22 protein-coding genes and 1 riboswitch are annotated in these 22,971 nt (G+C 49.3%); of the genes, 3 read left to right on the forward strand and 19 right to left on the reverse strand.

Annotation, left to right across the window (positions count from 1 at the left end; translation table 11 throughout):
- Positions 1-41: 41 nt before the first annotated feature.
- Positions 42-503 carry a hypothetical protein gene (locus E6C60_RS11300; RefSeq protein ID WP_233280984.1) on the reverse strand — a complete coding sequence of 154 codons (462 nt, stop codon included), beginning with the start codon at positions 501-503 and terminating at the stop codon, positions 42-44.
- Between the two features lie 289 nt (positions 504-792).
- On the opposite strand from E6C60_RS11300, the gene E6C60_RS11305 reads away from it, so the two are divergent.
- Complete coding sequence (locus tag E6C60_RS11305) at positions 793-1,932, forward strand: zinc-dependent alcohol dehydrogenase (protein WP_138225938.1); 1,140 nt, start codon at positions 793-795, stop codon at positions 1,930-1,932.
- A 163-nt stretch (positions 1,933-2,095) separates the two neighbouring features.
- Here E6C60_RS11305 and E6C60_RS11310 read toward each other — a convergent pair whose 3' ends face one another.
- The 10 genes from E6C60_RS11310 to E6C60_RS11355 all read right to left on the reverse strand — a co-directional run bounded on the left by E6C60_RS11310 (position 2,096) and on the right by E6C60_RS11355 (position 11,433).
- Entirely contained in the window at positions 2,096-3,832 is a 1,737-nt protein-coding gene (locus E6C60_RS11310; RefSeq protein ID WP_138225939.1) for a hypothetical protein, read from the reverse strand.
- Positions 3,833-3,855: 23 nt separating this feature from the next.
- Positions 3,856-5,142: a hypothetical protein gene (locus E6C60_RS11315; protein WP_138225940.1), complete on the reverse strand. Its 1,287-nt coding sequence runs from the start codon at positions 5,140-5,142 to the stop codon at positions 3,856-3,858.
- A gap of 148 nt (positions 5,143-5,290) precedes the next feature.
- Positions 5,291-6,031 carry a DUF4085 family protein gene (locus E6C60_RS11320; protein ID WP_138225941.1) on the reverse strand — a complete coding sequence of 247 codons (741 nt, stop codon included), beginning with the start codon at positions 6,029-6,031 and terminating at the stop codon, positions 5,291-5,293.
- A gap of 50 nt (positions 6,032-6,081) precedes the next feature.
- Entirely contained in the window at positions 6,082-6,513 is a 432-nt protein-coding gene (locus E6C60_RS11325) for a VOC family protein (protein WP_138225942.1), read from the reverse strand.
- A gap of 57 nt (positions 6,514-6,570) precedes the next feature.
- Positions 6,571-6,975 carry a GNAT family N-acetyltransferase gene (locus E6C60_RS11330; protein ID WP_138225943.1) on the reverse strand — a complete coding sequence of 135 codons (405 nt, stop codon included), beginning with the start codon at positions 6,973-6,975 and terminating at the stop codon, positions 6,571-6,573.
- A 239-nt stretch (positions 6,976-7,214) separates the two neighbouring features.
- Complete coding sequence (locus E6C60_RS11335; protein WP_138225944.1) at positions 7,215-8,225, reverse strand: CobW family GTP-binding protein; 1,011 nt, start codon at positions 8,223-8,225, stop codon at positions 7,215-7,217.
- A gap of 25 nt (positions 8,226-8,250) precedes the next feature.
- Positions 8,251-8,676, reverse strand: a complete 426-nt coding sequence (locus tag E6C60_RS11340; protein ID WP_138225945.1) for a Fur family transcriptional regulator — start codon at positions 8,674-8,676, stop codon at positions 8,251-8,253.
- A 35-nt stretch (positions 8,677-8,711) separates the two neighbouring features.
- Entirely contained in the window at positions 8,712-9,833 is a 1,122-nt protein-coding gene (locus E6C60_RS11345; protein ID WP_138227763.1) for a metal ABC transporter substrate-binding protein, read from the reverse strand.
- Positions 9,834-9,880: 47 nt separating this feature from the next.
- On the reverse strand, positions 9,881-10,777 hold the full coding sequence (locus tag E6C60_RS11350; protein WP_138225946.1) for a metal ABC transporter permease: 897 nt from the start codon (positions 10,775-10,777) through the stop codon (positions 9,881-9,883).
- Complete coding sequence (locus E6C60_RS11355) at positions 10,714-11,433, reverse strand: metal ABC transporter ATP-binding protein (protein WP_138225947.1); 720 nt, start codon at positions 11,431-11,433, stop codon at positions 10,714-10,716. Before E6C60_RS11355 ends, E6C60_RS11350 begins: the two co-directional genes overlap by 64 nt.
- A gap of 230 nt (positions 11,434-11,663) precedes the next feature.
- Between E6C60_RS11355 and folE2 the strand changes: the two genes are divergently transcribed.
- On the forward strand, positions 11,664-12,584 hold the full coding sequence (gene folE2 / locus E6C60_RS11360; protein WP_138225948.1) for a GTP cyclohydrolase FolE2: 921 nt from the start codon (positions 11,664-11,666) through the stop codon (positions 12,582-12,584).
- A gap of 74 nt (positions 12,585-12,658) precedes the next feature.
- Here the strand turns inward: folE2 and E6C60_RS11365 are convergent, their stop codons facing one another.
- A complete protein-coding gene (locus E6C60_RS11365; RefSeq protein WP_138225949.1) occupies positions 12,659-15,787 on the reverse strand; it encodes an alpha-mannosidase in 3,129 nt (1,042 codons plus the stop codon).
- Between the two features lie 182 nt (positions 15,788-15,969).
- On the opposite strand from E6C60_RS11365, the gene E6C60_RS11370 reads away from it, so the two are divergent.
- Positions 15,970-17,022 (forward strand): LacI family DNA-binding transcriptional regulator, encoded by a 1,053-nt coding sequence (locus E6C60_RS11370; RefSeq protein WP_175415277.1) that lies wholly within the window; start codon positions 15,970-15,972, stop codon positions 17,020-17,022.
- A gap of 22 nt (positions 17,023-17,044) precedes the next feature.
- On the opposite strand, the gene E6C60_RS11375 is transcribed toward E6C60_RS11370, so the two are convergent.
- From E6C60_RS11375 to E6C60_RS11405, 7 genes are all read right to left on the reverse strand, one after another.
- A complete protein-coding gene (locus tag E6C60_RS11375) occupies positions 17,045-17,572 on the reverse strand; it encodes a hypothetical protein (protein ID WP_138225951.1) in 528 nt (175 codons plus the stop codon).
- 60 nt (positions 17,573-17,632) lie between these two features.
- Positions 17,633-18,025 (reverse strand): 2Fe-2S iron-sulfur cluster-binding protein, encoded by a 393-nt coding sequence (locus E6C60_RS11380; protein ID WP_138225952.1) that lies wholly within the window; start codon positions 18,023-18,025, stop codon positions 17,633-17,635.
- Positions 18,026-18,114: 89 nt separating this feature from the next.
- Positions 18,115-18,591 (reverse strand): C40 family peptidase, encoded by a 477-nt coding sequence (locus E6C60_RS11385; protein ID WP_138225953.1) that lies wholly within the window; start codon positions 18,589-18,591, stop codon positions 18,115-18,117.
- Between the two features lie 4 nt (positions 18,592-18,595).
- A riboswitch (cyclic di-AMP (ydaO/yuaA leader) is annotated at positions 18,596-18,729 on the reverse strand.
- A gap of 174 nt (positions 18,730-18,903) precedes the next feature.
- Positions 18,904-19,242, reverse strand: a complete 339-nt coding sequence (locus tag E6C60_RS11390) for a four-helix bundle copper-binding protein (RefSeq protein ID WP_175415278.1) — start codon at positions 19,240-19,242, stop codon at positions 18,904-18,906.
- Between the two features lie 81 nt (positions 19,243-19,323).
- On the reverse strand, positions 19,324-20,472 hold the full coding sequence (locus E6C60_RS11395; RefSeq protein WP_138225954.1) for a PQQ-dependent sugar dehydrogenase: 1,149 nt from the start codon (positions 20,470-20,472) through the stop codon (positions 19,324-19,326).
- A 63-nt stretch (positions 20,473-20,535) separates the two neighbouring features.
- Positions 20,536-22,014: a UDP-N-acetylmuramoyl-L-alanyl-D-glutamate--2,6-diaminopimelate ligase gene (locus E6C60_RS11400; protein ID WP_138225955.1), complete on the reverse strand. Its 1,479-nt coding sequence runs from the start codon at positions 22,012-22,014 to the stop codon at positions 20,536-20,538.
- A 190-nt stretch (positions 22,015-22,204) separates the two neighbouring features.
- Positions 22,205-22,963, reverse strand: a complete 759-nt coding sequence (locus E6C60_RS11405) for a LutC/YkgG family protein (protein WP_407669160.1) — start codon at positions 22,961-22,963, stop codon at positions 22,205-22,207.
- Between the last annotated feature and the right edge of the window lie 8 nt (positions 22,964-22,971).

The following is a 22,971-nucleotide window of genomic DNA, read 5'->3' on the forward strand; positions in this document are numbered from 1 at the left end:
AATATTCAGTCGAAGTCTTTCTCTTCTTAGAGGGTTTGATGCTACATCGCTTCGATCAGCGGGGATTGTGGTCCAGTCTTGATGACGTTAACCCCGTTCATTTCCGCAAATTTCACGATTTCGCGGACACCTTCACATTTGGAATCCAGAAATTTAAATGTATAACGCATGCGCTTGCTTTCCTTAAGCTTGAGGCCGAATGCTGCACTGCGGCAGCCGGAAATGCGAATCTCTTCCAGATCTTCAGCACGGATCACTTCGCCGTTAATGACAATACTCTTCTGATCGCTCTGGATCATAACACCTCTTCTTACAAAGCGGGCATACATTTCAATCAATAAAGCCCCCACAAGCACCAAATTCACGGCAATTTGAGCGTAAAAGAAAATCGGGTACGAGGATTTCGTCCATACCCCGATCTGAAACATGACAACGCTAAACAGAAAAGACATAAAGATAACTTCTTTCATTCGCGTGGCATATTTGATTTCATACTTCATCATGTAGTCAACTCCATTTCAAGTGTGTAATGATCTCCATTAGTGCAAGTGCTTACATCCTATTCTACATTATATATACCCCCATTGTACATAATTTAGACACATATGAGCCACATTTTTGTCAAAAATATTTTGTATAGAAGCTTGATTTTACATAAAAATAATTTTTTAGGGCTCAATAACCAAGAATCAAGGATTGTGTAAAGCTATAAAAGTGGAATCTAATAACATATTTTTTGAAGAATTGGGTATATCACAGGTAGGCTTTTGAATTGAATAGGAGGGATTTCACGTGAAAGCAGTGACGTTTCAAGGCGCACATGATGTAAAGGTTAAAGAAGTGCAGGACCCCGTTCTTCAGCAAGCCGATGATATTATTGTCCGGATTACGTCTACCGCCATTTGCGGATCTGATCTTCACATTTATAAAGGTGCTATTCCGACCGAGAAGGATTTTGTAATTGGACATGAGCCGATGGGCATTGTGGAGGAGGTAGGTCCCGAGGTTAGCAAGGTGAAAAAAGGAGACCGGATCGTGCTGCCTTTTAACGTTTCCTGCGGCTCCTGCTTCTACTGTACCCATGAAATGGAGAGCCAGTGCGACCGTGCGAATGGAAATCCGGAGTTTGATACAGGGGCATACTTTGGATATACGGACCGGTATGGAGACTACGCGGGAGGACAAGCCGAGTTACTGCGGGTGCCTTACGGAAATTTCATGCCCTTTGTCATTCCTGAATCCAGTGAGCTTGAGGACGAGGCGGTACTGTTTATGTCAGATGTACTGCCCACTGCGTACTGGAGTGTCGAGCATTCCGGTATGAAGCCAGGCGACACCGTGATTGTGCTGGGCTGCGGTCCAGTGGGATTGATGGCTCAGAAATTCGCTTGGATGAAAGGCGCAAAGCGGGTTATTGCGGTCGATCATGTTCCCTATCGCTTACGTCATGCTGAAAAAATGAATAAGGTGGAAACCATTAATTTTGAGGAATACGACGATACCGGTAAATATTTACGCGAGATCACAAAAGGCGGCGCAGACATCGTCATTGATTGTGTCGGAATGGATGGTAAAAAGAGTGCGCTTGAAGCCGTAGGCCAAAGGCTGAAGCTGCAGGGCGGCACAATCAGCGCACTGGAGATGGCTATGGTCGCTGTTCGTAAATTCGGCACCATTCAGTTAACCGGGGTATATGGCTCTAAATATAACATGTTCCCGCTAGGAAATATGTTTGAGCGGAATTTAACGCTGAAAATGGGACAAGCCCCTGTCATTCATCTGATGCCGATGCTGTTCGATATGATTAATCAAGGCAAGCTGGACCCCACTGAGATCATTACCCATCGAGTCCCTCTTGATCAAGCCAGCGAAGCCTATAAGGTCTTTAATGATCATGAGGATGAATGCATCAAGGTTGTTTTAAAGCCGTAGCTTTAAATAGACCGTGATACAACTGTGAGGCGACGTGTTGAAAAAGGCGGCAATACACCAAAATAAAGACATGGCGGTACTGGGCTTAACTCCCAGACTCCACCATGTCTTTATTTCATTACTTCATATTACAGTCAAGTGAGCTGTCTCGTGAAACTATCTGTTAGAATCTAACAACACTCTCGCGCTTCATCCAAGACGTCATCTTCTCTGATTCCTTCTTGTTGTTCAGCGCCAGATCGAAGTCCTTGTCAGTGCGGCTGTACGTCTCGCTAGTTGCTTCACGCTCAGCCTGACCGTTGCGGCCTTCTACACTCTCGCGCTTCATCCAAGACGTCATCTTCTCCGATTCCTTCTTGTTGTTCAGCGCCAGATCGAAGTCCTTGTCAGTGCGGCTGTACGTTTCGCTAGATGCTTCACGCTCAGCCTGACCGTTGCGGCCTTCTACACTCTCGCGCTTCGTCCAAGACGTCATCTTCTCCGATTCCTTCTCGTTGTTCAGCGCCAGATCGAAGTCCTTCATAGTGCGGCTGTACGTTTCGCTAGATGCTTCACGCTCAGCCTGACCGTTGCGGCCTTCTGTACTCTCGCGTTTCGTCCAAGACGTCATCTTTTCCGATTCCTTCTCGTTGTTCAGCGCCAGATCGAAGTCCTTGTCAGTGCGGCTGTACGTTTCGCTAGATGCTTCACGCTCAGCCTGACCGTTGCGGCCTTCTGTACTCTCACGCTTCGTCCAAGACGTCATCTTCTCCGATTCCTTCTCGTTGTTCAGCGCCAGGTCGAAGTCCTTCATAGTGCGGCTGTACGTTTCGCTAGATGCTTCACGCTCAGCCTGACCGTTGCGGGCTTCTACACTCTCGCGTTTCATCCAAGACGTCATCTTTTCCGATTCCTTCTCGTTGTTCAGCGCCAGATCGAAGTCCTTGTCAGTGCGGCTGTACGTTTCGCTAGATGCTTCACGCTCAGCCTGACCGTTGCGGCCTTCTGTACTCTCGCGTTTCGTCCAAGACGTCATCTTTTCCGATTCCTTCTCGTTGTTCAGCGCCAGATCGAAGTCCTTGTCAGTGCGGCTGTACGTCTCGCTAGTTGCTTCACGCTCAGCCTGACCGTTGCGGCCTTCTACACTCTCGCGTTTCGTCGTCTTGCTAGCCGTTTCTTTCTCGCTAGAAGCGTTCAAGTCGAGGCCCAAATTGCGCGAGCTCTTGGTATACGTCTCGGTGCTGGATTCACGGCGAGCTTGTTCTGCGTTAGTTTCTGAGCTCGTGTTGGTGCGAGACATAGATTCCTGCTCTTTTGCAGCATTTAAGCTCAACCCGACATCTTGACTGGATTGACGCTTCGTTTCCCGATGGATCTCCCGATGACCAGTATCCTCATTGTTTACAGTGGAATAACTGGATGAGGACTCCAGCTGCTTGCTGGCATTGATGTCCAGTCCGAGCTGACTTTGGGATTGCTGCTTTTGCATAGATTCCGAGGTATGATGATGGCTATTGCCATACTCACTCTGGCTCCAGCTAGATTGATGTGCTGAAGCGTCTGCCGCAAGGTTCACGTCCAAGCCTGCTTTGCTGGTAGTCTTTGAGTGCTGAGAATGTCCTTCCTCATGATGGCTGCGAGAGGCATCGCTCTCTGCCTGAAGTTGAAGATCTGCATTCAGATCCAGCCCCAGACCTAAACCACTCTGGTTCTTGGACGCATATCCAGAACTGTCGTGACTGGTCTTTGAATGATGCTGGGAGCCCACCTGAATTCCAATCTTAGTATCAAGACCCAGCCCCAATGAAGAATTCCCCTTGCTATAGGATGAAGCATAGCCTTCCTGAGAAACACCCATGACACCAAGTACAAAAGTTGCAGACAACACCGACATTTTCGCCCATTGCGGTACCTTTTTCATTTAACATACACTCCTTCTCATTTTTAATTGAATGTTTGGGTTTCAATTGGTGAGAGAAATGTATGCTGTTGCGGCGGTTGACCCGGCGGTGGTTGAGACCACTGGTCACTGCCAAGGAGATACTGCTGTTGAAGCACAACGGAGGTTACGTTATAAACTCCACTAATCTTATCTGTTAAGTTAGTTATGGGATAAGATGAACCGCTGTTTCCAAGAGAATTGGAAGCAGTGTTGGAGCCTGCCGAGCCGGTGGACGTATTCAAAGGCACCAGCGCAACGCTCGGACGTGTGTTTTTCTGAGTTGGATCGGTGGAAGTATTTCCACTTGTCTCCTCAGCCAAAGATATTTTTTCCTCTGAAGCCACAGGCTCATTGGATTGGTTCTCACCAGCCCGAGCATTACCACGATAAGGAGTCGACCTGGTCTCACTCACCAACGCTTGCTCATTTACAGCAGCTTCAGGTTCGCCTACGTTAAGATCTGAATCACTTTGATCCGTAACGTTTACAAGTACTGGAGCCTCTGTGATCGGGTTAGGGAGTTCATTACGCTCCTCATTTTCCGTGTCAGAGATTTCCACTTCGTCCTCTTGAGCTTTGCTCGACGTCTGCGGGCTAAAAGAAGTATCTTTCTGTAGAGATGCTACAGGAACCGCAGAATCTGCAGGCGTTGGAACAGACTGAGCCGGCGGGTTGCTCTTGGACCGCGGCTCTTCTGCCTTGACATCCACACTTGGAACACTCGCCTTCAGCTCAGGTGTCACCGCTTTAATGGCTGGAGATTGAATCTGAACCGAAGGCACGATCCCCTCATCAGGCTTCACTGCAACCGTCGCTTTGGAAGCTTCAGCTTGAATGCCGAGCGTCTCGACTTGAACCGAGGGAGCCTCCACCTTCACTTGCGGCAAAAGCCGTCCCTCAGGCTTCACGTCCGCAGAAATCTCACCCAGCTGGGTTGTCACTAGAGGCGCTTCCACCGTCGTCGTTGAGGTATTGATCCTCACCGCCGGTTGACTTATTTCTGCCTCAATGACGACCTCAGGTGTCTTTACCTTTACAATGGGTGTATCCAGCTGAATAGAGGGTACCTTTAATGGAATTCCCTTCTGTTCCGCATTCTCTGCATTTGACGCGGCTGGCTCTGATGGGTCTGGAGCGGGTCTTACCGGTTTCAAGACAGGTTCAACGATTTCCTTAAGCAGCGCCGAGGCCGTGGGTGCGGTTACCGACTGAATCCAGAAGCTGGCACAGATCAGAATCAGGACTGCGGATAACCTTTGCCAGTTAGAAGAACCCTTCAGTCTCTGCATGAAAGAGTTTCACCTCCCTCCTCTAGATACCGAAGCATCTTTGATGTGTTTATAAAGGATACGTGTTGTCCTCTAAAATGGATCACTATGTCAGCGAACTCATTTAATAATAACCTGTCCCTGTCTTGCTCAACCACGTTAAAGCGATTTAATTTGATGTGAAATTTGCGTTCTTAGCTGATATCGTGAGATATGTTAATCCGGCATGGGGTGATTGCAATAATGCGTGAAATTCATAGCTGTCATTTACCGGGTATACTTCTTCATACAGCCACCACGCCCCTTGAATATTACCATCCAGCTCCAAAATCACGTAATCCTCGAATGTCACCTTGCATATGTCAGTGAATCCACCGGTGGGATCTAAATGAATGGTGAAAGCTTGTTCATTTTGTTCCACGCCGGTAATTACGCAATCATGGAAGCTGAAGTTTTGCAGCAGTTCTCGTTCTATAGCGGTGGAAAGCGAGTGCAGAAAAGCTATATACTGTTCGCTTGCTTTTTGCACCAGTTGATGATTCTCTTCACAAAATTGAGTCAGCGCAGAAATTACGCTTGCGGATGCTTTTTCAAGTGCAAATACTCTAAGGTCTGCAATCTGATTCAGAATGGCGGATGGCAGGGAACGTCTAAACATTTCTTGTTTGTAAAGCTGAATTTCACGAAAACGCACGGCTTCCTGATCGGCGTGTAATGGCTGGCTGATTTCGTCAGCCTGAGATAACAAATCAATCTGCTGATGCAGCTCCAGCCATTTTTCTAGCTCTTGACTGTAAACCTCCTCATACAAGCGCTCCGAATACTTCTCTGCTCTAGGTTCTTCTTCCAATCCTAGATGATAGCTCGTCTTCTGCATCAGTTCATACCATTCTTTCGTTAAAAATTTCATACTGTACGCTCCCTTGCAAGCTCATGACATCTGCCATGTCATTTGACGGGTTAAAAGCTGATCATAGCCCCTTTTTCATCAAAGACGGAGTCTGGATTCCACGCGATTTCCCAAGCATTACTCTCAGGATCTAAGAAATAAGCGGTTCTGCCTCCCCAAAACGCATCACTTGCCTCGCGTATCACCGTTCCACCCGCAGCTCGAACTTCTTCCATATATGTGTCCACCTCGCCCGGTTGATCCACATTGATTGCTAACGTAATCCCTTTGAAGCCCTCTATACTGTAATCTTGACTAAGCCCTGCATCCTTCAGCAATTCCGTCAATGGAAACAAGGAAAGCAGCACGCCTGCCGTTCTAAAAACACAATAGCTGTCTGAGCTAAATTCCAGCTCACGCCAACCTAACCGCTGATAGAACTGTCTCAATTGCGGAAGCTGCTTCGCCCCGATTGTGATTAAGCTTACTCGTTCCGGAATCATTGAAATGCCTCCTGTAATTTTTTTGTACTGCATGTTAACTTTTATAAGTTTCATAGATCAGTTGCTTTTTCTCCTAATAACAAAAGCTTTATCTGCTCTTTCAAAACCTATTTTGCCATAAAATCCTAATGCACTAGGTGCTGACAGTAAGATATATTGAACATCCACCTCACCTAAATGTTTTTTTAGTGTCTCAATCAGTTGTTTTCCGACACCTTTTTCTTGCGAGCTCTTAGACACTGCAAGATCAGAAATGTAGCAGCAATAGGAATAATCTGTAATCGCTCTTAAAAACCCAATAAGCTGCTGGTTCTCTCTCGCGGTAACCATAACATCAGAGTTTTTAATCATTGTAGCAATGCGTTCCGAGTCATTAATAGGTCTTCGAATCCCCGAAGAACGGAAAACGTCAATGACTTCTTCAACTGGGCAAGCTTCAACAACCTGATATTTAACTCCCATTTAAAGTCACCTTAACTTTCTCTGTATATGTTTATCTCCAATTATGAGCATCCAACGCATTATTCTATAACAAGACGGGATTACAAGTATTGAGAAATAAACGCGCCCCCCTTCCATATTACGGGAACTCTCACCCCCTGTAAATATATGTAACGAACAAGCCCTGTGGCTGTCGATACATAAATAAAGAGGATTCCCATCATGAACTCGGGAACCCTCTTCAGGAGGAATATTTAACATTACATTTTACGGTAGCTTGTGATTTCGTCGAGCTGCTTTTTCAAGCTGTCTTTAGAAAATTGTTCGCCGATAAAGGCTGCCACATCCTCAACCTTTCCCTGAGGATTGATGCGGAAGGTGTCCACCTTTTGATAAGCATATTGGAACAGCATCCGCTCCCCTGTATCTGCTGCGGTGTACACGCCTTTGGCTCTGTAAATATGCTCTGGTAACTGAGTGATCATATTCGTAAAGCTTTCCTGGTCAATCGGCTGTTCAAAATAATACGTGTAAGCCATCACATGACTATGAGTGTGGTGGTGACCAGGCTGCTCTGGTGAAGAGTGGTGATCATGATCAGAGCTCGTAGCAGCGTGATCGTTCTTTTGTATATCCTCATATGCAATTGGGCGCGTAGGAATCTCCAGCACTTGCTCCAATAGCTCATCCTCAATTTGACAGTATGTTGTGACATGCACAGCTGCATGCGGGTTCAGCTTGACCAGCAGCTGCCTCGTTTCATCCAGCTCAGCCGGGCTGATCAAGTCGGATTTGTTAAGGAGCAGGATCGAAGCACAACGTATTTGATCCATCATGAGATGGTATGTTCTTCCTTTTCCTTTTCGATGCCAATGTAGAAAGTGGTTAGCATCCACCACAGAAACCATGGCATGCATTTCAATCGGTATGAGTATCGCAGCATCTGTAACGGCATCAAACGTCTCCATGGGATTAGCTACCCCTGTCGCTTCGACCAAGATTAAGTCCGGAGAAGCTTCCTGTATGAGATCTCTAATCTCTAATCCCAGATCGCCGCTGATACTACAGCAAATACATCCGCTCAGCATCTCCCGCATAGCAATGTCTTCACCGACCAGCAAGCCATCTAAGTTCACATCGCCTACCTCATTCATGATGACGGCTGGAGTAAGCTGCCGGCTGGTATAAAATTGAAGCATTTTGGTAAGTAAGGTCGTCTTCCCGCTTCCTAAAAAGCCTGACAGAATGACGATCGGCACTTTTGTTGTCATTATTGGTGCTCCTTCCGGGGTGGATCTACTGACAGTATTCACATAAGCCGTAAACCTCGAAGCGATGATACATCACTTTCATTTTTTCCGGAAAATGTATAGGTCGATCTAAGGGACAGTAGTCAAAGGGAACAATTTTATCACAAGCTAAACATACCAGATGATGATGGTGCTGGTTTTTGCTATAGCTGATTTTGAACTTGACCCCATTCTCCATAAAATTAAAGGGCTCTACCATTCCTAACTGGTGAAGAATACGCAAATTGCGATATACGGTATCAAAGCTAACGCCTGGAAAATCGACAAGCATGCGAGCGTAAACATCTTTCGGTGACAGGAAACCCTGTTCCTCCATCAAAATGGCTAGCAATTTCTGGCGTTGTTCTGTGATTCGATACCCGTTGTTAGACAGAAGCTGAAGCATTTCCTTCATTTCATCTGCTGGTTCCATCCCTGTCTACCTCACTTCCGCATATACTGTCCTCTCTATTCCACCAAAGCTTTCTTTAAAGCATCTCTGTTCATTTCCATAGCGCCGATATAATCGAGATTTTGCTTCAAATCCTCTTCTGTTAAGCCTTCCAGCGGATTCAGCACATCGGTCCTGGCTCCAATTTCATTGGCAATGGTCTGGGCCACCTTGGGCTGAACCAGCTTCTCGAAAAATATCGTTTTTACGTCATGCTCCTTCGCAAACGTAATAATTTCCGCCATTCGATCCGGAGAAGGCTCCTGATCTGGAGAAAGACCGGCAATCGCAATCTGTGTCAAGCCATACCTTTTCGCGAGATATCCAAACGCTGCGTGCTGCGTAATAAACTCGGTTCGCTTGGCAGCTTTCAAGGCCTCCTCAAAAGATTGATCCAGCTCTTGCAGCTTGGCGATGTAAGCTTCTGCGTTGCTTGCGTAGCTTGCAGCATGAGCGGGATCGGCTTGCTCGTAGGCCTCCAGAATGGTGGCAACCTGCTTCTGGGCAAGTGATGGATCCAGCCATACATGGGGATCTAAGATGGTATCACCCTCTTCATGGTCGTGCTTATCCTCGGCTGTATGGTCGTGCTCCTCTTCATGCTCACCCGCGGACTCACCTTCGTGATCATGACCTTCATCATGACCCTCGTGGCCTTCTTCATGGCCTTCGCCGTGACCTTCCTCATGGCCTTCATGCCCTTCCTCATGACCATGATGATGCCCGTGATTGTGACCGTCATTTTCCCCTTCCATCAGCTCGATGCCTTCACTGGCTTTGACAACAATTCGCTTTTCGCTCGATGCACTGGATAATGCATCTTCTACCCAGCCTTCTACGCCGCCGTTATATACAAAAATATCTGCTTCCTTAATTTTGGCCATATCCTGCGGGCTGGGCTCCCAGTCATGGGGCTCCACTCCTGCAGGCACGAGCGCAACAACGTCTGCATGTTCACCTGCGATCTGCTTGCTGAATTCATACATCGGATAAAAGGTCGTCACCACATTTAATCTCTCAGCTTCGCCGTTTTCACCGGTGACCGTTTCCTTCTCTTCATTCCCACACCCTGTCAGCATCACAACAAGACCTAACGAGACGAATGCTGTTTTGCTCAACCATTTGCTCCATCTATTCATCATAAACTCTCCTTTGTTCTACCCAATTACAATTCAAAATTTAATTCTTATTGATCCGTTACTGCAGCACGGTCCGTATGCCGCGCCGGCTGCTCCTTCTCGTTCTCCATTCCTCTTTCTTTCCGTTGAGTTCCTTTCTTCCACGCCGATACCAGCCGCTTCATTCCCGTGCTGAGAATAAGCATCAACAGCAATACAAAAGCAATGGTGCCTCCCGGCGGCGTGCTCAGCTCGTATGATGCAGTCAAACCCAGGAAAACGCCGGATACACCTACCAGCATGGAAATGACCAGGGCAGCCGCAAAGCTAGACGCAATCCGTATCGCAAGGGATGCCGGCAGCACAATGAGCGAGGAAACGAGAAGAACTCCAACAATTGGCATGGCAGCCGCAACGATCATTCCGGTGACGATACTAAAACCGAGCGAGATCCATTGAACAGGTAATCCATTCGCTGTAGCTGCTTCTTCATCAACGATTATTTGATACAGCGGCCTTCGCATCAGGAAGAAAAAGATCCCGCCGATGACGGCGGCCGCACTCATAATAAACAGCTCCATCTGATTAATGGCAACGACAGACCCAAACAAGTAGGATGTAAATCCGGTACTTACATTTTTGCTCAGGCTCATCAAGATCACAGCGGACGAAAGACCTCCGATCATAATAATGGCGATCGAGATTTCGCTGTACGTGTTATAGGCTTTGCGGACATATTCCACAACGACGGCCCCGATCACAACGATGACGATTCCTGTTATTGTCGGGTTAAGCCCCAGGTACACTCCGCCCGCTACACCGGCAAGAGACACATGTGCCAGCATATCCGCCATCAGCGCTTGTCTCCGAAGCATCAGATAAACGCCGAGTACAGATGCTACTATTGCAATGATGCCGCCGGCACAAAATGCCCGCTGCATGAAGTCGTAGTGCAGCATTTCCATCCCCGGTCCTCCTTTCGCTCCAGCTTCACAATACGATGCACATACTGCTCCATCTCCTGCAATGCGTGGGTGACCATTACAACTGTTCTTCCCTGTCCTACGACCTGATTCTGCAAGCACCGATAAAGATCTTCCCGGCTCTCGGAATCCATTCCAGTCGTCGGCTCATCCAGCAGAAGCAAGTCGGGCTCCAAAGCGAGCGCGCGGGCAATACAAATCTTTTGCTTCTGTCCTCCGGACAGCTCCCCGATTCTCTTTTGTCGAAGCTCCCACATCCCCATCTGCTTGAGCGCGTCTTCCACCATCTCATGATCCTTGGTGTTCAATCTGCGGATCCAGGAGCCGTGCACATGCCGGCCGGAGCGCACAAATTCAGCCACAGTGCTGGGGAAGGCCGAATTAAAGGCAGCCACCTGCTGGGAAACATAGCCGATTCTAAGCTTGGTCCCATCCTCTTTACGTTTCGCCAGCTGTACCTTTCCGTTCCAAGGCCTCAGCAAGCCCAGCATCAGCTTGAGTAAAGTCGATTTGGCAGCTCCATTCTGTCCGGTAACAGCTATAAATTCACCCTCATCAATATGTACACTGACTTCCTCCAGACAAGGAACATCTTCGTAGCCAAACTCCACATTATTCATCGATATGATCGTTGCCATCTCTTTGAAACCACCTTTCCCCTTACGAGCCTTACGAACTACATCCTAGCAGCTATATTTCATACGTAAACATTACGATTATTAATAGTAACAATTACGAATAATATTTTAACAACTCCACTCCTCCGCGTCAATGGCAAGGTGCTTTGACATCTATTTCTACTCTCATTTATAATAAAAATTAATTCGTAAGTATTACGATCACTACAGATCATACTAAGGAGAAGCCCATGAACTCAAATCACCCTTTTGTTTTACCGGACAAGAGCCGGAGGCATACTATTTTCGGTTCGGTAGACCCTACTCCAGGTCATAAGCCTACTACTAAAGAGGATATGATTGATTTACAGAATCAAAAAGATAATTACTTGTTTCCTCTCGATCAGGTTGGCATCAGTCGAGTGCGCCATCCCATACAAATCCAGTCAAGCCTGGCCCCCTTTGTACAGACAAGCATTGCGACTCTTGAATTAACAACAAGCCTCAAGCTGGAATCCAAAGGAATTAATATGAGCCGATTGACAGAGCATTTGGAGGCCTATCGCCATAAAGGCCTGACGGCTGACCTCTCGCTGCTATGTAGGTTTACAGAAGAGCTGTCCCAATATATGGAGGCCCATCATGCCGAGATCACGGTGACTTTTCCGTGGTTTTTCGAGCGGACTGCGCCTGTGTCGGGTTTGAGCGGATTAAGTCATGCTGATGTGAGCATGAAGGTGATTTATGAGGAAGGAAAGCCTTTCACCGCTAACATGGGCTTGAGCGTTGCTGTTACAACACTGTGTCCGTGCTCCAAAGAAATTAGTGAATACAGCGCCCATAATCAGCGCGGTGTTGTCACCCTATCGGTGGTCGTGGACCCCTTGATGGCTCCTGGCTTTGACTGGAAAACCGTGCTTCTGCATGCTGCGGAATCTAATGCCAGCAGTGCCCTGCACCCCATTTTAAAGCGTCCGGACGAGAAAAAAGTAACGGAGCACGCCTATGAGAATCCCCGCTTCGTAGAAGATATGGTTCGCCTTGTGGCTGCCGATTTATATGAGATTGAAGAGGTACAAGCCTTTACCGTTGAGTGTAGGAACGAGGAATCGATCCACCTTCATGATGCGATAGCGCGAATCACGTACGACAAGCGAAATGAAAGGCATTGATAATCGGCGGATGAGCTGGCAAGTACAGCAAAAGACCCATGAAGCACATCTTCATGGGTCTTTTGAGCATCTTATTATATTTTGATCGATTTTACTTCAAAAGGCTTGAAATCCAGAGTAATGCTGCCATCCTCCACCTTCAGCGCCTGTTGATCCAGCTCATCCTCCAGCAAATTGACAGAAGTGACTCTGATGCCTGGGTAAGGCCAGCTCAAGGTCACGGTTTCCCGGCCTCCTGAGGATTCGTAAAGCCGCACGATGGTGCCTCCGCCCTTCTCGGCCGGCTTTACGGTATCGAGGATCACATGGCGGCTGCTCAGCTTCAGCCAGGATAGCTCAGCAGGCCGTGCTGGTGTCGAAGCCGCGGCTTCTTTTAGGGCTTCAACGATGTGAACCGGCGTGTTCAGCTCAGCAGCCTCTCGGACTGTATGAGCCTGACTCCAGCTTCCTTCATGCGGGTACAGCGCGTATGTGAACTCGTGCTCTCCGCGGTCAGCCGCGACATCCGGCCAGGATGGCGCGCGCAGCAAGGACAGGCGCATCACCCCATCCTTGATGTCATAGCCGTATTTGCAGTCGTTCAGCAGGCTGACTCCAAATCCGTTCTCCGACACATCTGCCCAGCGGTAGCCGCACACCTCGAATTGCGCCTGCTCCCAGCTGGTGTTGCGATGGGTCGGCCGCTCCAGTGCGCCGAACGGAATCTCATAGCTTGCTTTGGACGCCACCAGATCTACGGGAAAAGCGACCTTCAGCAGCTTATGATCCTCTTTCCAATCCACATGCGTCTTAAAATCCACCCGTCTGCGATCTTCATAGAAGGTCATTTCTTGGGTGATGATTGATTGTCCCAATTTCCAGGTGAAGCTGAGCACTTGCTTGACCCGTCCTCTCAGCAATACCTTTTTCTGAATCAGCGTCACTTGATCTGCCCGCTTCGTCTCATAACGGGGATCGATGTCCCACGCGTCCCAGTAGGTTGGACGGTCATGGAATAGCTGCAGCTCATTTGCAACGCAGCCTGCAGAGATAAGCTCCCGGTTACTGAGCTTATCATACCAGCTGGTAATTTCACCTAGTTCATTAAAGATCAGCTTGTAAAACGGGGTATCTATCCCCTCTCCCAAATCCTCATGGATTGCAGCAGCTTCGATTGCCGGGTCAGAGCCCGATGCAGCGGCCGGCTGGACCCAGATTGTCTTATATCCAAATCCCGGAATTTCTTTGACCTGGATCGTTAAGGTTACGCCCGCTCCCGTACCCTGGCTCACATCAAACATAAGGGGACCCTGCGCATCATAAACGGCAGCATGGCGCAGCTCTTTGCCGCCTTGAATTTCGATCGTCTCGTTACGGCTCCAGCCCAGGCTGTTATAGATGACATATGCCCCTCCATCCCGTGAAGAGACATCTACCTGAGCGGTAATCGCCGCAAGCGAGTTTTTCAAAGACCCTTCTCCAATTTCAAAAATACGCCCGTACTCCGCCGTTGACGTTTCATACGCCTCCGGTATAGCTGTTCCCGGAATAATATCATGGAATTGATTCAGCAGAATCAGCTTCCATCCTTCCTCCAGGTTCTGGGCGGGAAGGGCTGAAGACACATCCAGTGAAGCCATGGTTCCCCAGAGCTCGGCATCCCGATACAGCCGCTCAGCATAACGGTTATAGCGCTTGTTCTTGGCATGAGTAGTATATGTGCCCCGGTGCAGCTCCAAATACAGATCGCCATGCCACTTCGGCAGCTGAGGCTGCTTCTGTTCGATACTCTGGAAGAAATCTGCCGCCGTCGCAAAGCGCACCTTCGGCTGCCCCGGCATCAGATCACCGCGCCGCACATACTCTACCATCTCATGAGTCACACCGCCGCCGCCATCACCATGTCCATACAGAAGCATCAGCTCATCCTGCTGATCCTTGTGACCAAAGGACTGCCAGTGCTCGTGAATATCCTTGGGCAGTGTATGCTCATTCACGCCATGATTCTGATAGGAAAGCAGCTCTGTTCCATCTATACCGACCCAATAAAACAAGTCATACGGAAATTTGTTCGTATCATTCCAGCCCAGCTTCGTCGTCATGAAGTAGCGTACTCCCGCCTGCTTCAGCAGCTGTGGAAGTGAAGCACAGTACCCGAAAGTATCCGGCAGCCACTCAATATCGGAACGCTTCCCGAACTCTTGTTCATAAAATAGCTGGCCGTGCAGCATTTGACGCACCAATGACTCGCCGTTTGGAATATTGAGATCCGGCTCAACCCACATCCCGCCGACGAGCTCCCATCGGCCTTCCGCGATGAGCGGCTTGATTTTGCTATACAGCTCCGGGTAATGCTCTTTGACAAAAGCGTATAAAATAGGCTGGCTCTGACTGTATTTAAAGTCCGGATATTTCTCCATCAGCGTGGTAACCGTGGAAAAGGTCCGGCTGACCTTGCGTACCGTTTCCCGGACCGGCCATAGCCAGGCAATATCAATATGGGATTGTCCTACCATATGCATGACGCCATTCAAGCCCTCATCCGGCTTCTCTTGACGTACCTTGTCCATGAGCTTGGACTCAATCGCCGAGATGCGCTGCCCGTCAGCCAGCACTGCATCTGCAGCGCCATACAATTCATCCATCACCTGCGTCAACTGCTTGTGAATGCGAAGACGCCGTAAATCCTCCTCTGGGAGATAGCGGCAGGCTTCATACGCAACTTTTACGGAATGCAGGAGGTTCTGAACTGGTTCATTAACCCAGACCAGCCGGCTCGTAATGCCTGAAATGACAGGCTGAATCACCGCCTGCTGATTTAAAGGATCTACGGGCTCCGGTATGGGATCATACAGCTCGATGTCCAGCTGTGGTGCAGTCCCTACCCTCGCCGCAGGCAGCGGTACAAACCAATGGTTACGATCCAGGCCATGATACGGCTCTCCATTCACCTTCAACAGACCTTCGCCACCCGCCTCAAATACAAGAGCAGCCTCTGCACCTTGCCAGTGAGATGGAATTTCCACCTGCTTGCTTAGAAAATACGTAATCCCATGCTGGCTGTTCAACGGATTCACGGAGGTCAGCTCCGGCTGCTCCGTCAACCTTTCATACACCCCGGGCATGATGTATTTAGCCTTTTGCATAGTCCATTCCGTAATCTCAATGCCTTCTCTCCACTGCTTATCTGACAAAAACTGAATAAACCGCTGGATGTAAATCATAGGCTGCCGTCCTTTCGTGACTTGAAGAAGTGAGTATAAAGCATATAATGCCTTCTTTATATATTGTTATTTTTGTTATCATCAACTATCATAACGTTATTAGCCTTTAGTGTACTTCGGAGCGTATTAAACGTCAATGCGATTTCATGAAGAATTGGAATCAACATAGAGGAGAAATGAATATGTCACGAAAAGTATCGATTCAAACCTTGGCCGACCAGCTTGGCCTGTCCAAATATGCCGTTTCCAGAGCATTGAGCGGAAAGTCAGGCGTCAGTGAAGCGACACGCAGCCGGGTGCTGGAGCTAGCCAGAGCATCAGGCTATCGCACTTCAATAGCTATAGCTAAGCCTGACAACCAGGAATCGCCGGATGACAGCCGGGAGTCTTCCTTCGTGCTGATCTGCATGAAGCAGCAGAACCGCGGCGAGCCGAACTATTGGGAGCGGGTGCTTTCAGGCATGCTTGCAGCCTGTGAGGAGCGAGGATGGCTGCATGCAATCGTATCTCCGCCGCAGGAGCTGTCGCCTGCAGACGTTCCGGCAGAGCAGCTCATTGCCCCTCATGTCCATTGGGATCAATGCATTGGCATCATTGTTATGGGGGCTTTTCCATATCCGCTGCTGCAGCGAATGGCAGATATCCAGCTTCCCTTAGTCCTTGTGGATCATCAGGAGCCGCTGCTGCAGTGTGATACGGTTCGCCATGACGATGTGAATGCCGGAGCCACAGCTTCTACGTTTCTCCAGTCACAGCATTGTCGGCGTATTGGCTTCATTACCGACGATGGACGCTCGGCGAGCTTTTTGCAGCGAAGGATCGGTGTGCAATTAGGTGTGGGTGGTGACTTTTTGCAGCAAGGCACGACTCTGCTGGAATGGCAGGTGCCCTACGAAAGAGGTCATTGGGGAGATGAAGTGCTGAAGTCTCTGGAGCAGATCCCGGAGGACGAGCGTCCTGACGGATGGATTGGGGCGAACGATGATATCGCGCTGGAGTGGATGGAGACTTTGCAAAAACACGGCTACTCCATTCCGGAGGACTGCCGGGTCATCGGCATAGATAATGTGTGGGGGGCTTCACTCTCCTCTCCGACACTTACAACGATTCAGCTGAGCAAGGAAGAGCTGGGTGCCCGGGCCATTGAAGCGCTGGAACGGCGCCTGCATCGCCCGGGGGCACCGGTGGAAACGATCATGCTTTCTACCCGGCTAATTCCGCGGAAATCGGCCTAACGATCACTTTTGGCATTAGATATTATAAAGTGATCCTGCTCCATCGGCTGTCATACTGCTGCAGCCGAGGATGAAGTGAAGCGGGCTCGTCCAGAAGCAGCAAGCGGATCTTGACAATCCACTCCTGAAACACATGATAAGAGGCGAAGGCATTGGCTGTTTCTCCAGACACCAGCAGAAAATACGGAGCTGGATTCTTCTCGGTCAGGTGGCGGAGGGCGGCTTCGATCGGGACGTATTTTTTCCGTTTGCCTTCCCAGGCGTCCAGCTCGATATCACCTACGCTATGCTCCTGAATCCAGTCCTGTAATGCGTTTTCTCTTTTATAAAAGGAGGTCCCCTCCCGTTTATACATTCGTTTCATCGTCTGTTCATGGAGTGGATAAAGCACGAGCCGCTGAAATGCCTGCTCGCTCTTCACCTGTACCGCTTGAGACAGCCCTTGCTCTCTGCCGATTTCTTCAAAAGGATCATAATAGATCAGTGTGCCTTTGGTTGTCTCCACAGGGGGGACATATCCATAGGGCACCTTTTGCAGGTTTCGAGTCATACACATTCCCTCCTAACCGTTATACAAGATAGCATGCGGCATCTGGCGCTCTCCTTATTCCTAGAAATAAGGCGCGTGCCGAATCGTCATATCTCCGGGCTGCTTCACCTTGACTTGGCAGCCTAACCGGTAGCCTTCCTCCAGCTCCTCCGGATCGAGCCGAGCCTCCTCAGCCTCGTTCGGAGAGGAGAGCAGCTCCTCTCCTTCCAGTATGATGCAGCGGCATCGCGCACAGGTTCCACGTTTGCAAAAGGAGTTCCATTCAACCTGATGCATCTCCGCGATCTGAAGAACGGTCTCCCCGATGATCGGCTCTACCGACCTCTGCACACCGGATTTAATGAGAAGCAGGGTGCGCTCTTCGTCCCGCTCCGTTGTGATCACGAGCTCCGGCTCAAGGTTAGAAGCGGACTTCCGGCGTTGATTCAGATATGACTTCAGTCGCTTGAGCATGGAATCACCCCCTCTTCATATCTCCATGATACACAAAAAGCCTGCGAAGTTCATCGCAGGCCCCTGATTCCAATCATAATACCTCTTGCTTAGCTGATTTCGCCCACCATCTGGATGTAATCCTTCTGGTCGATCACCCGGCGTGCAGTCACGTACTTGCTGTCATAGTAAGATTCGCTCAGCTTGCTGATTCTTACACCTTTACTGGTGGAAGCATGCGCAAATTGACCGTTACCAATGTAGACTCCGGCATGAGATACGCCTCTGCCCGACGTATTGAAGAATACCAGATCACCAAGCCTTAAATCATCACGCTCTACCTTCACACCTACGGTAGCCTGGGCTGCGGAGGTACGTGGCAGGTCTACATTATACTTGCTGAATATGTACAAAATGAATCCGGAGCAGTCAAATCCACTTACGGTCGTGCCGCCCCACTTATAAGGGGTTCCGACAAGCTTAGTCACTTCAGCTTGAAGCTTCGGCCCCTGATCTGCGAATGCCGTAACCGCACCCGATGAAAAGATTAAAGCAGAACCTAGTACAGACAATAGCAGCTTCTTCAAAAGATAGTGCTCCCTTCGGTGCCTACGGAGTTAGCTAAGGGTTCGGTTAAGGGTCCCCTATATTCCCTCTCAAACAAGAATAATTCACCCGGCAGTGGTTCCCCCGTTTTCTATATCGAAATTCGGCATATTAATGAATTTTTTGTAACTCTCTCCCTTAATGTAGTACATCAAAGGACAAGCTGTCAATCATTTTTGTAACTAATTTGTCATGGGTTGAAGTCAGGGCTTGGAGCATGACAAAAACAGCCCCAAACACATTCAATAGGAAGTGTTCAGGGCTGTTTATAGGACTTCATAATAGCGTATTAGTTAGGCCGCCATCTCCCGGCAAGCCTTGGCACATGAGAAGCAGGCCTCCGCACATTGACGGCAGTGCTCATGCTCGTGCTTGCTGCACTCGTTTCCGCAAGCCTCGCACATTTCAGCACAGGCCTCACAAATTTGCTTCATATAGCTGCTATTCATCGACATTGCTTGAGCTGCAAAAGCGCAGAGCTCTGCACATTCCCGATCCATTCGGATACATTCCTTCATCATTTGCAGGTCTTCTTCCTCCAGGCAGGCACTGTAGCAGCGATTGCATGCCTGCATGCAGCGCAGGCACTCGTCAATACATTGCTGAAGCTTTTCAGGTGATATGGTTGACATAAGATGTGCTCCTTTCCTGTAAAAGATTTATTCTGCCCTGGACAGGTCTCCTTTATCATTAAACAGATCCTGCAAATTTAATCATTTCTGCTCTTGCTTTGGCTGAAGCAGCAGCAGGCGGTCATCTCCTGGAGATGGTGTCCCGCGTCCGTCAGTATTGTTCGTAATGAGGTAGACTCCATCCTCACTCATCTGTACATCGCGAATTCTGCCGACACCGTCCAGTACAGTGTTCAGCTTCTTCTTTTCAAGATCAAAGCGGTATAATGCTTCTCCCCTCAGACCCGCAATCAGAAGCATATCCTCTTGTTCATAAAGAGTTCCCGAAGGGGCAATGGCTTCCTCGCCGGTATGAAGCAAAGGAGGCACCATCCCTTCCTGCTGCTCATCCCCGATGTTATCCGGCCAGCCATAATTACTGCCCGGCTCAATGCTGTTTATCTCATCATGCCCGCCAACACGGCCGCTGGGACCATGCTCGGAATTGAACATGCGCCCTGCCGCATCCCAGGCAAGACCTTGAGAATTGCGGTGTCCGTAAGAATACACATAGGAGTTCGGAAAAGGATTGTCTTCCGGGATCGAGCCATCCGGGTTCATACGTAATATTTTGCCGCCCAGGCTCTCGACATTCTGTGCCATCTCTCCTTCACCTGCATCCCCGGTAGTCAAATACAGCTTCTTATCGGGCCCCCATTTCATGCGTCCGCCATTATGCACATTAGAGCCCGGGATGTCCTCAATGAACGCCTCGACCTCCTGCCAAGCCTCTTCCTCTTGTCGAATGAGTATGACGCGATTCTTCATTTCGCCGCCTTCCTCGTACGTGTGATAAGCGTAAGCTAATCGGCTGCTAGCAAAGTCCGGGGCCAGCACAAGGCCCAATAGCCCTCCTTCACCCTGCGCCTTAACAGGCTGCTTCGTATCCACCGGAAGACGCTCCCGATGACCATCCTTCAGCGATACAATCTGTCCTTCCCGTTCACTGATGTAAATATCCTTCCCGGAGATCGCAATGGACCATGGAATCTGCAATTCTTCTGCGACTACGCTGTACGTGTACGACCCGTCGGAGCTTTCCTGCTCACTATTCTGCTTCGGCGCTTGGCTGCCGGAAGAATGCTGATCCACAGGGGCTTCCTGGTCCCCGGATGACTCATCCTGTACCGGACTGGATGAGCACGAGGACAATAACGCCGCGGACAGTAACCATATCCAGGATTTTTTCATGTGCTGAACCTCCTCTGTTTCGATAAATAAAAATACTGCCGGATTTCCGGCAGTATTTAACATTTACACCCGCACCATATGAGACTGAACAATGTCGGCATCACTCATCTGCTGCAACCCGTCAGAAGTGTAGAGGAATTTCTCGTGTCCGCGCCCGGTAATCAGAATCCGATCGCCTGCATTCGCCGAATGAATGGCTTGGAGAATCGCATCCTGACGGTTCGCGACAAATTCACTCTTAGACAAATGCTGCTCCGACAGCCCCTGCCTCATATCGAGAAAAATATCTTCAATCTGCTCTGAGTATACATTGTCTGAAGTGAACACAACACCATCTGCCAAATCAGCCGCAATACCGGCCATGACGGGACGCTTCAATCGGTCTCTTTCACCTCGACAGCCCATGACGCAAATAATTTTGCCTGAAGTGCACTCTCGAGCCGTTAGCAGCGCAGCCTTCAGCCCTTCCGGATTGTGGGCATAATCTATGGTGATATTAAAGTCTTGGCCCGTCGATACATCCTCAAATCTTCCGGATATTCCTGTAAAGGATTGCAGCCCTCGGGTAATCTCATCCCAGGACAGCCCTTCGCATGAACAGATCGCAGCCGCTGCAAGAGCATTGTACACATTATGAAGTCCTGGAACCTTCAATACTACAGGGTACTGATCCCCCGTGTAGGTCTGAATTGTGAACCTGGTGCCTTGCTCGGCTCTTTCGACCTGAATGCCGCGAAGATGACAGTCTTCACCGAGGCCATAAGTAACCACCTGTGCGGCCGTTCTTTTGGCATAGTATGCGGATGCAGCATCGTCTCCGTTCAGCACCGCGGTTTTCTGCATATCGTCTACGCTATTGCCAAGTCTTGAGAACAGCAGCTCCTTAGAGCCTCGATACTCGTCCATATGATGATGATAGTCCAGATGATCGTGGGCGAGATTTGTAAATGCAGCGGTTTGAAAACCACAGCCCAGCACTCTCCCCATATCCAGACCATGAGAGGATACCTCTACGACCGCGTACTCGGCACCGGCATTCGCAATCGTTCTTAAGAATTTCTGAAGTCGCAATGGATCCGGCGTTGTGTTCACGGCTTCTTCCTGAATGTCTTTATAGGTCATACTCAAGGTGCCAACACTACCCGCATTGCGGCCGGATGCATTAAGGAGATGCTCCACCATATGGGCGGTGGTTGTTTTGCCGTTCGTCCCGGTAATGCCGATCAGGCGAAGTCCACAGGATGGATTGTCATAAAAAGCATTGGCGATGATCGGCAGCGCACGCCGGGTGTCAGGCACGATGACGAGACTCACTTCCGGTGGTACACCGGGAATGAAGCGCTCCGCCATAATGGCTGCCGCTCCGTTGCGGATAGCCTCCTCCGCGTACTGATGTCCGTCCTGCTGAAAACCGGTAATGCAAATAAACATGCCGCCCGGCTCTATTTTTCGTGAATCGATCTCAATCTGGCTGATATCAATCTCAAGGTCCCCAGTTATGCGCTTTAGCTTCAGCTGATCAATCATACGTGATAATTTCATGGCGTAACCTCACTAGGAACTAGGATGATGGTCTTTGTATGTTTACCCTATTTCGGACCTGCCTATACCCGGCAGCCGCCCTGCAGGTTCACAACAAGAAAAGAGCATATCTGGTCATTACCCAAAAATTCGCTCTTTGCACCTAAAAAATGTGGCACGATGAATATATCGGTATAATTGAAGCAACTATTTACCACTGATCAACGAGCAGGGCATACACAATGCCTGGACCATGAACACCAATGGTGAGATCGTTCTCAATGTCTGCCGACCGGCTTGGCCCGGATATGAAATGAATACCTGCCGGAAGTTTCTCTCGTCCCGCACTGTCCAGCTCCGCAAGAACTTCGCCCAGCCTGGTCACGAGCCGGCTTACAGGGATAATCGCAATCAGCACTGCGGGCAGCAAACTGACGGATCGACCCTGGTGCGCCGAGGATTTAGTAACGAGCGAGCCTGTATAGGCTACGGCATGATCGGCTTCGATTACCCCAATCTCAGCCCGCGCCGCATGCTCGATCCCATTGATGTCCACTTCGTCATTCCAGACTGAAACCTGTGCATGCTGCAGCTGCTGTGCGAGCCTTAACCGATCAAGACCAGGCTGATGATGCATTAATATGCGGGTAGCCTTCATTTCTTCTGCAAGGCCTACGATGAAATTCGCAGCTTCCGCCGAGGTTGCTAGATGTACAGCCTGTCCGCCTGCAGCCTGAAAATTGGCTGTAAATTGCTGCAGCTGTTCTTCCGTGGTCCATTGAAAGGAGTTCCAGAATTCAGGTGCTCCGCGAAAGGGCTGCTCCGGCTTGGATTGAATACGCGGTCTGTTCAGTCTGGCTGCAATGCCTTCCATAAATGACTTCTGTTTCAGAAGAGAGGCAGCCTGAAGCTCGGCTAGCCAAGCTTCTCGGGAATTCGGACTCCCGGCACCAGATTGATCGGCATTCACATTGTGCG

Source organism: Paenibacillus algicola (genome assembly GCF_005577435.1).
Taxonomy (GTDB): domain Bacteria; phylum Bacillota; class Bacilli; order Paenibacillales; family Paenibacillaceae; genus Paenibacillus_AQ; species Paenibacillus_AQ algicola.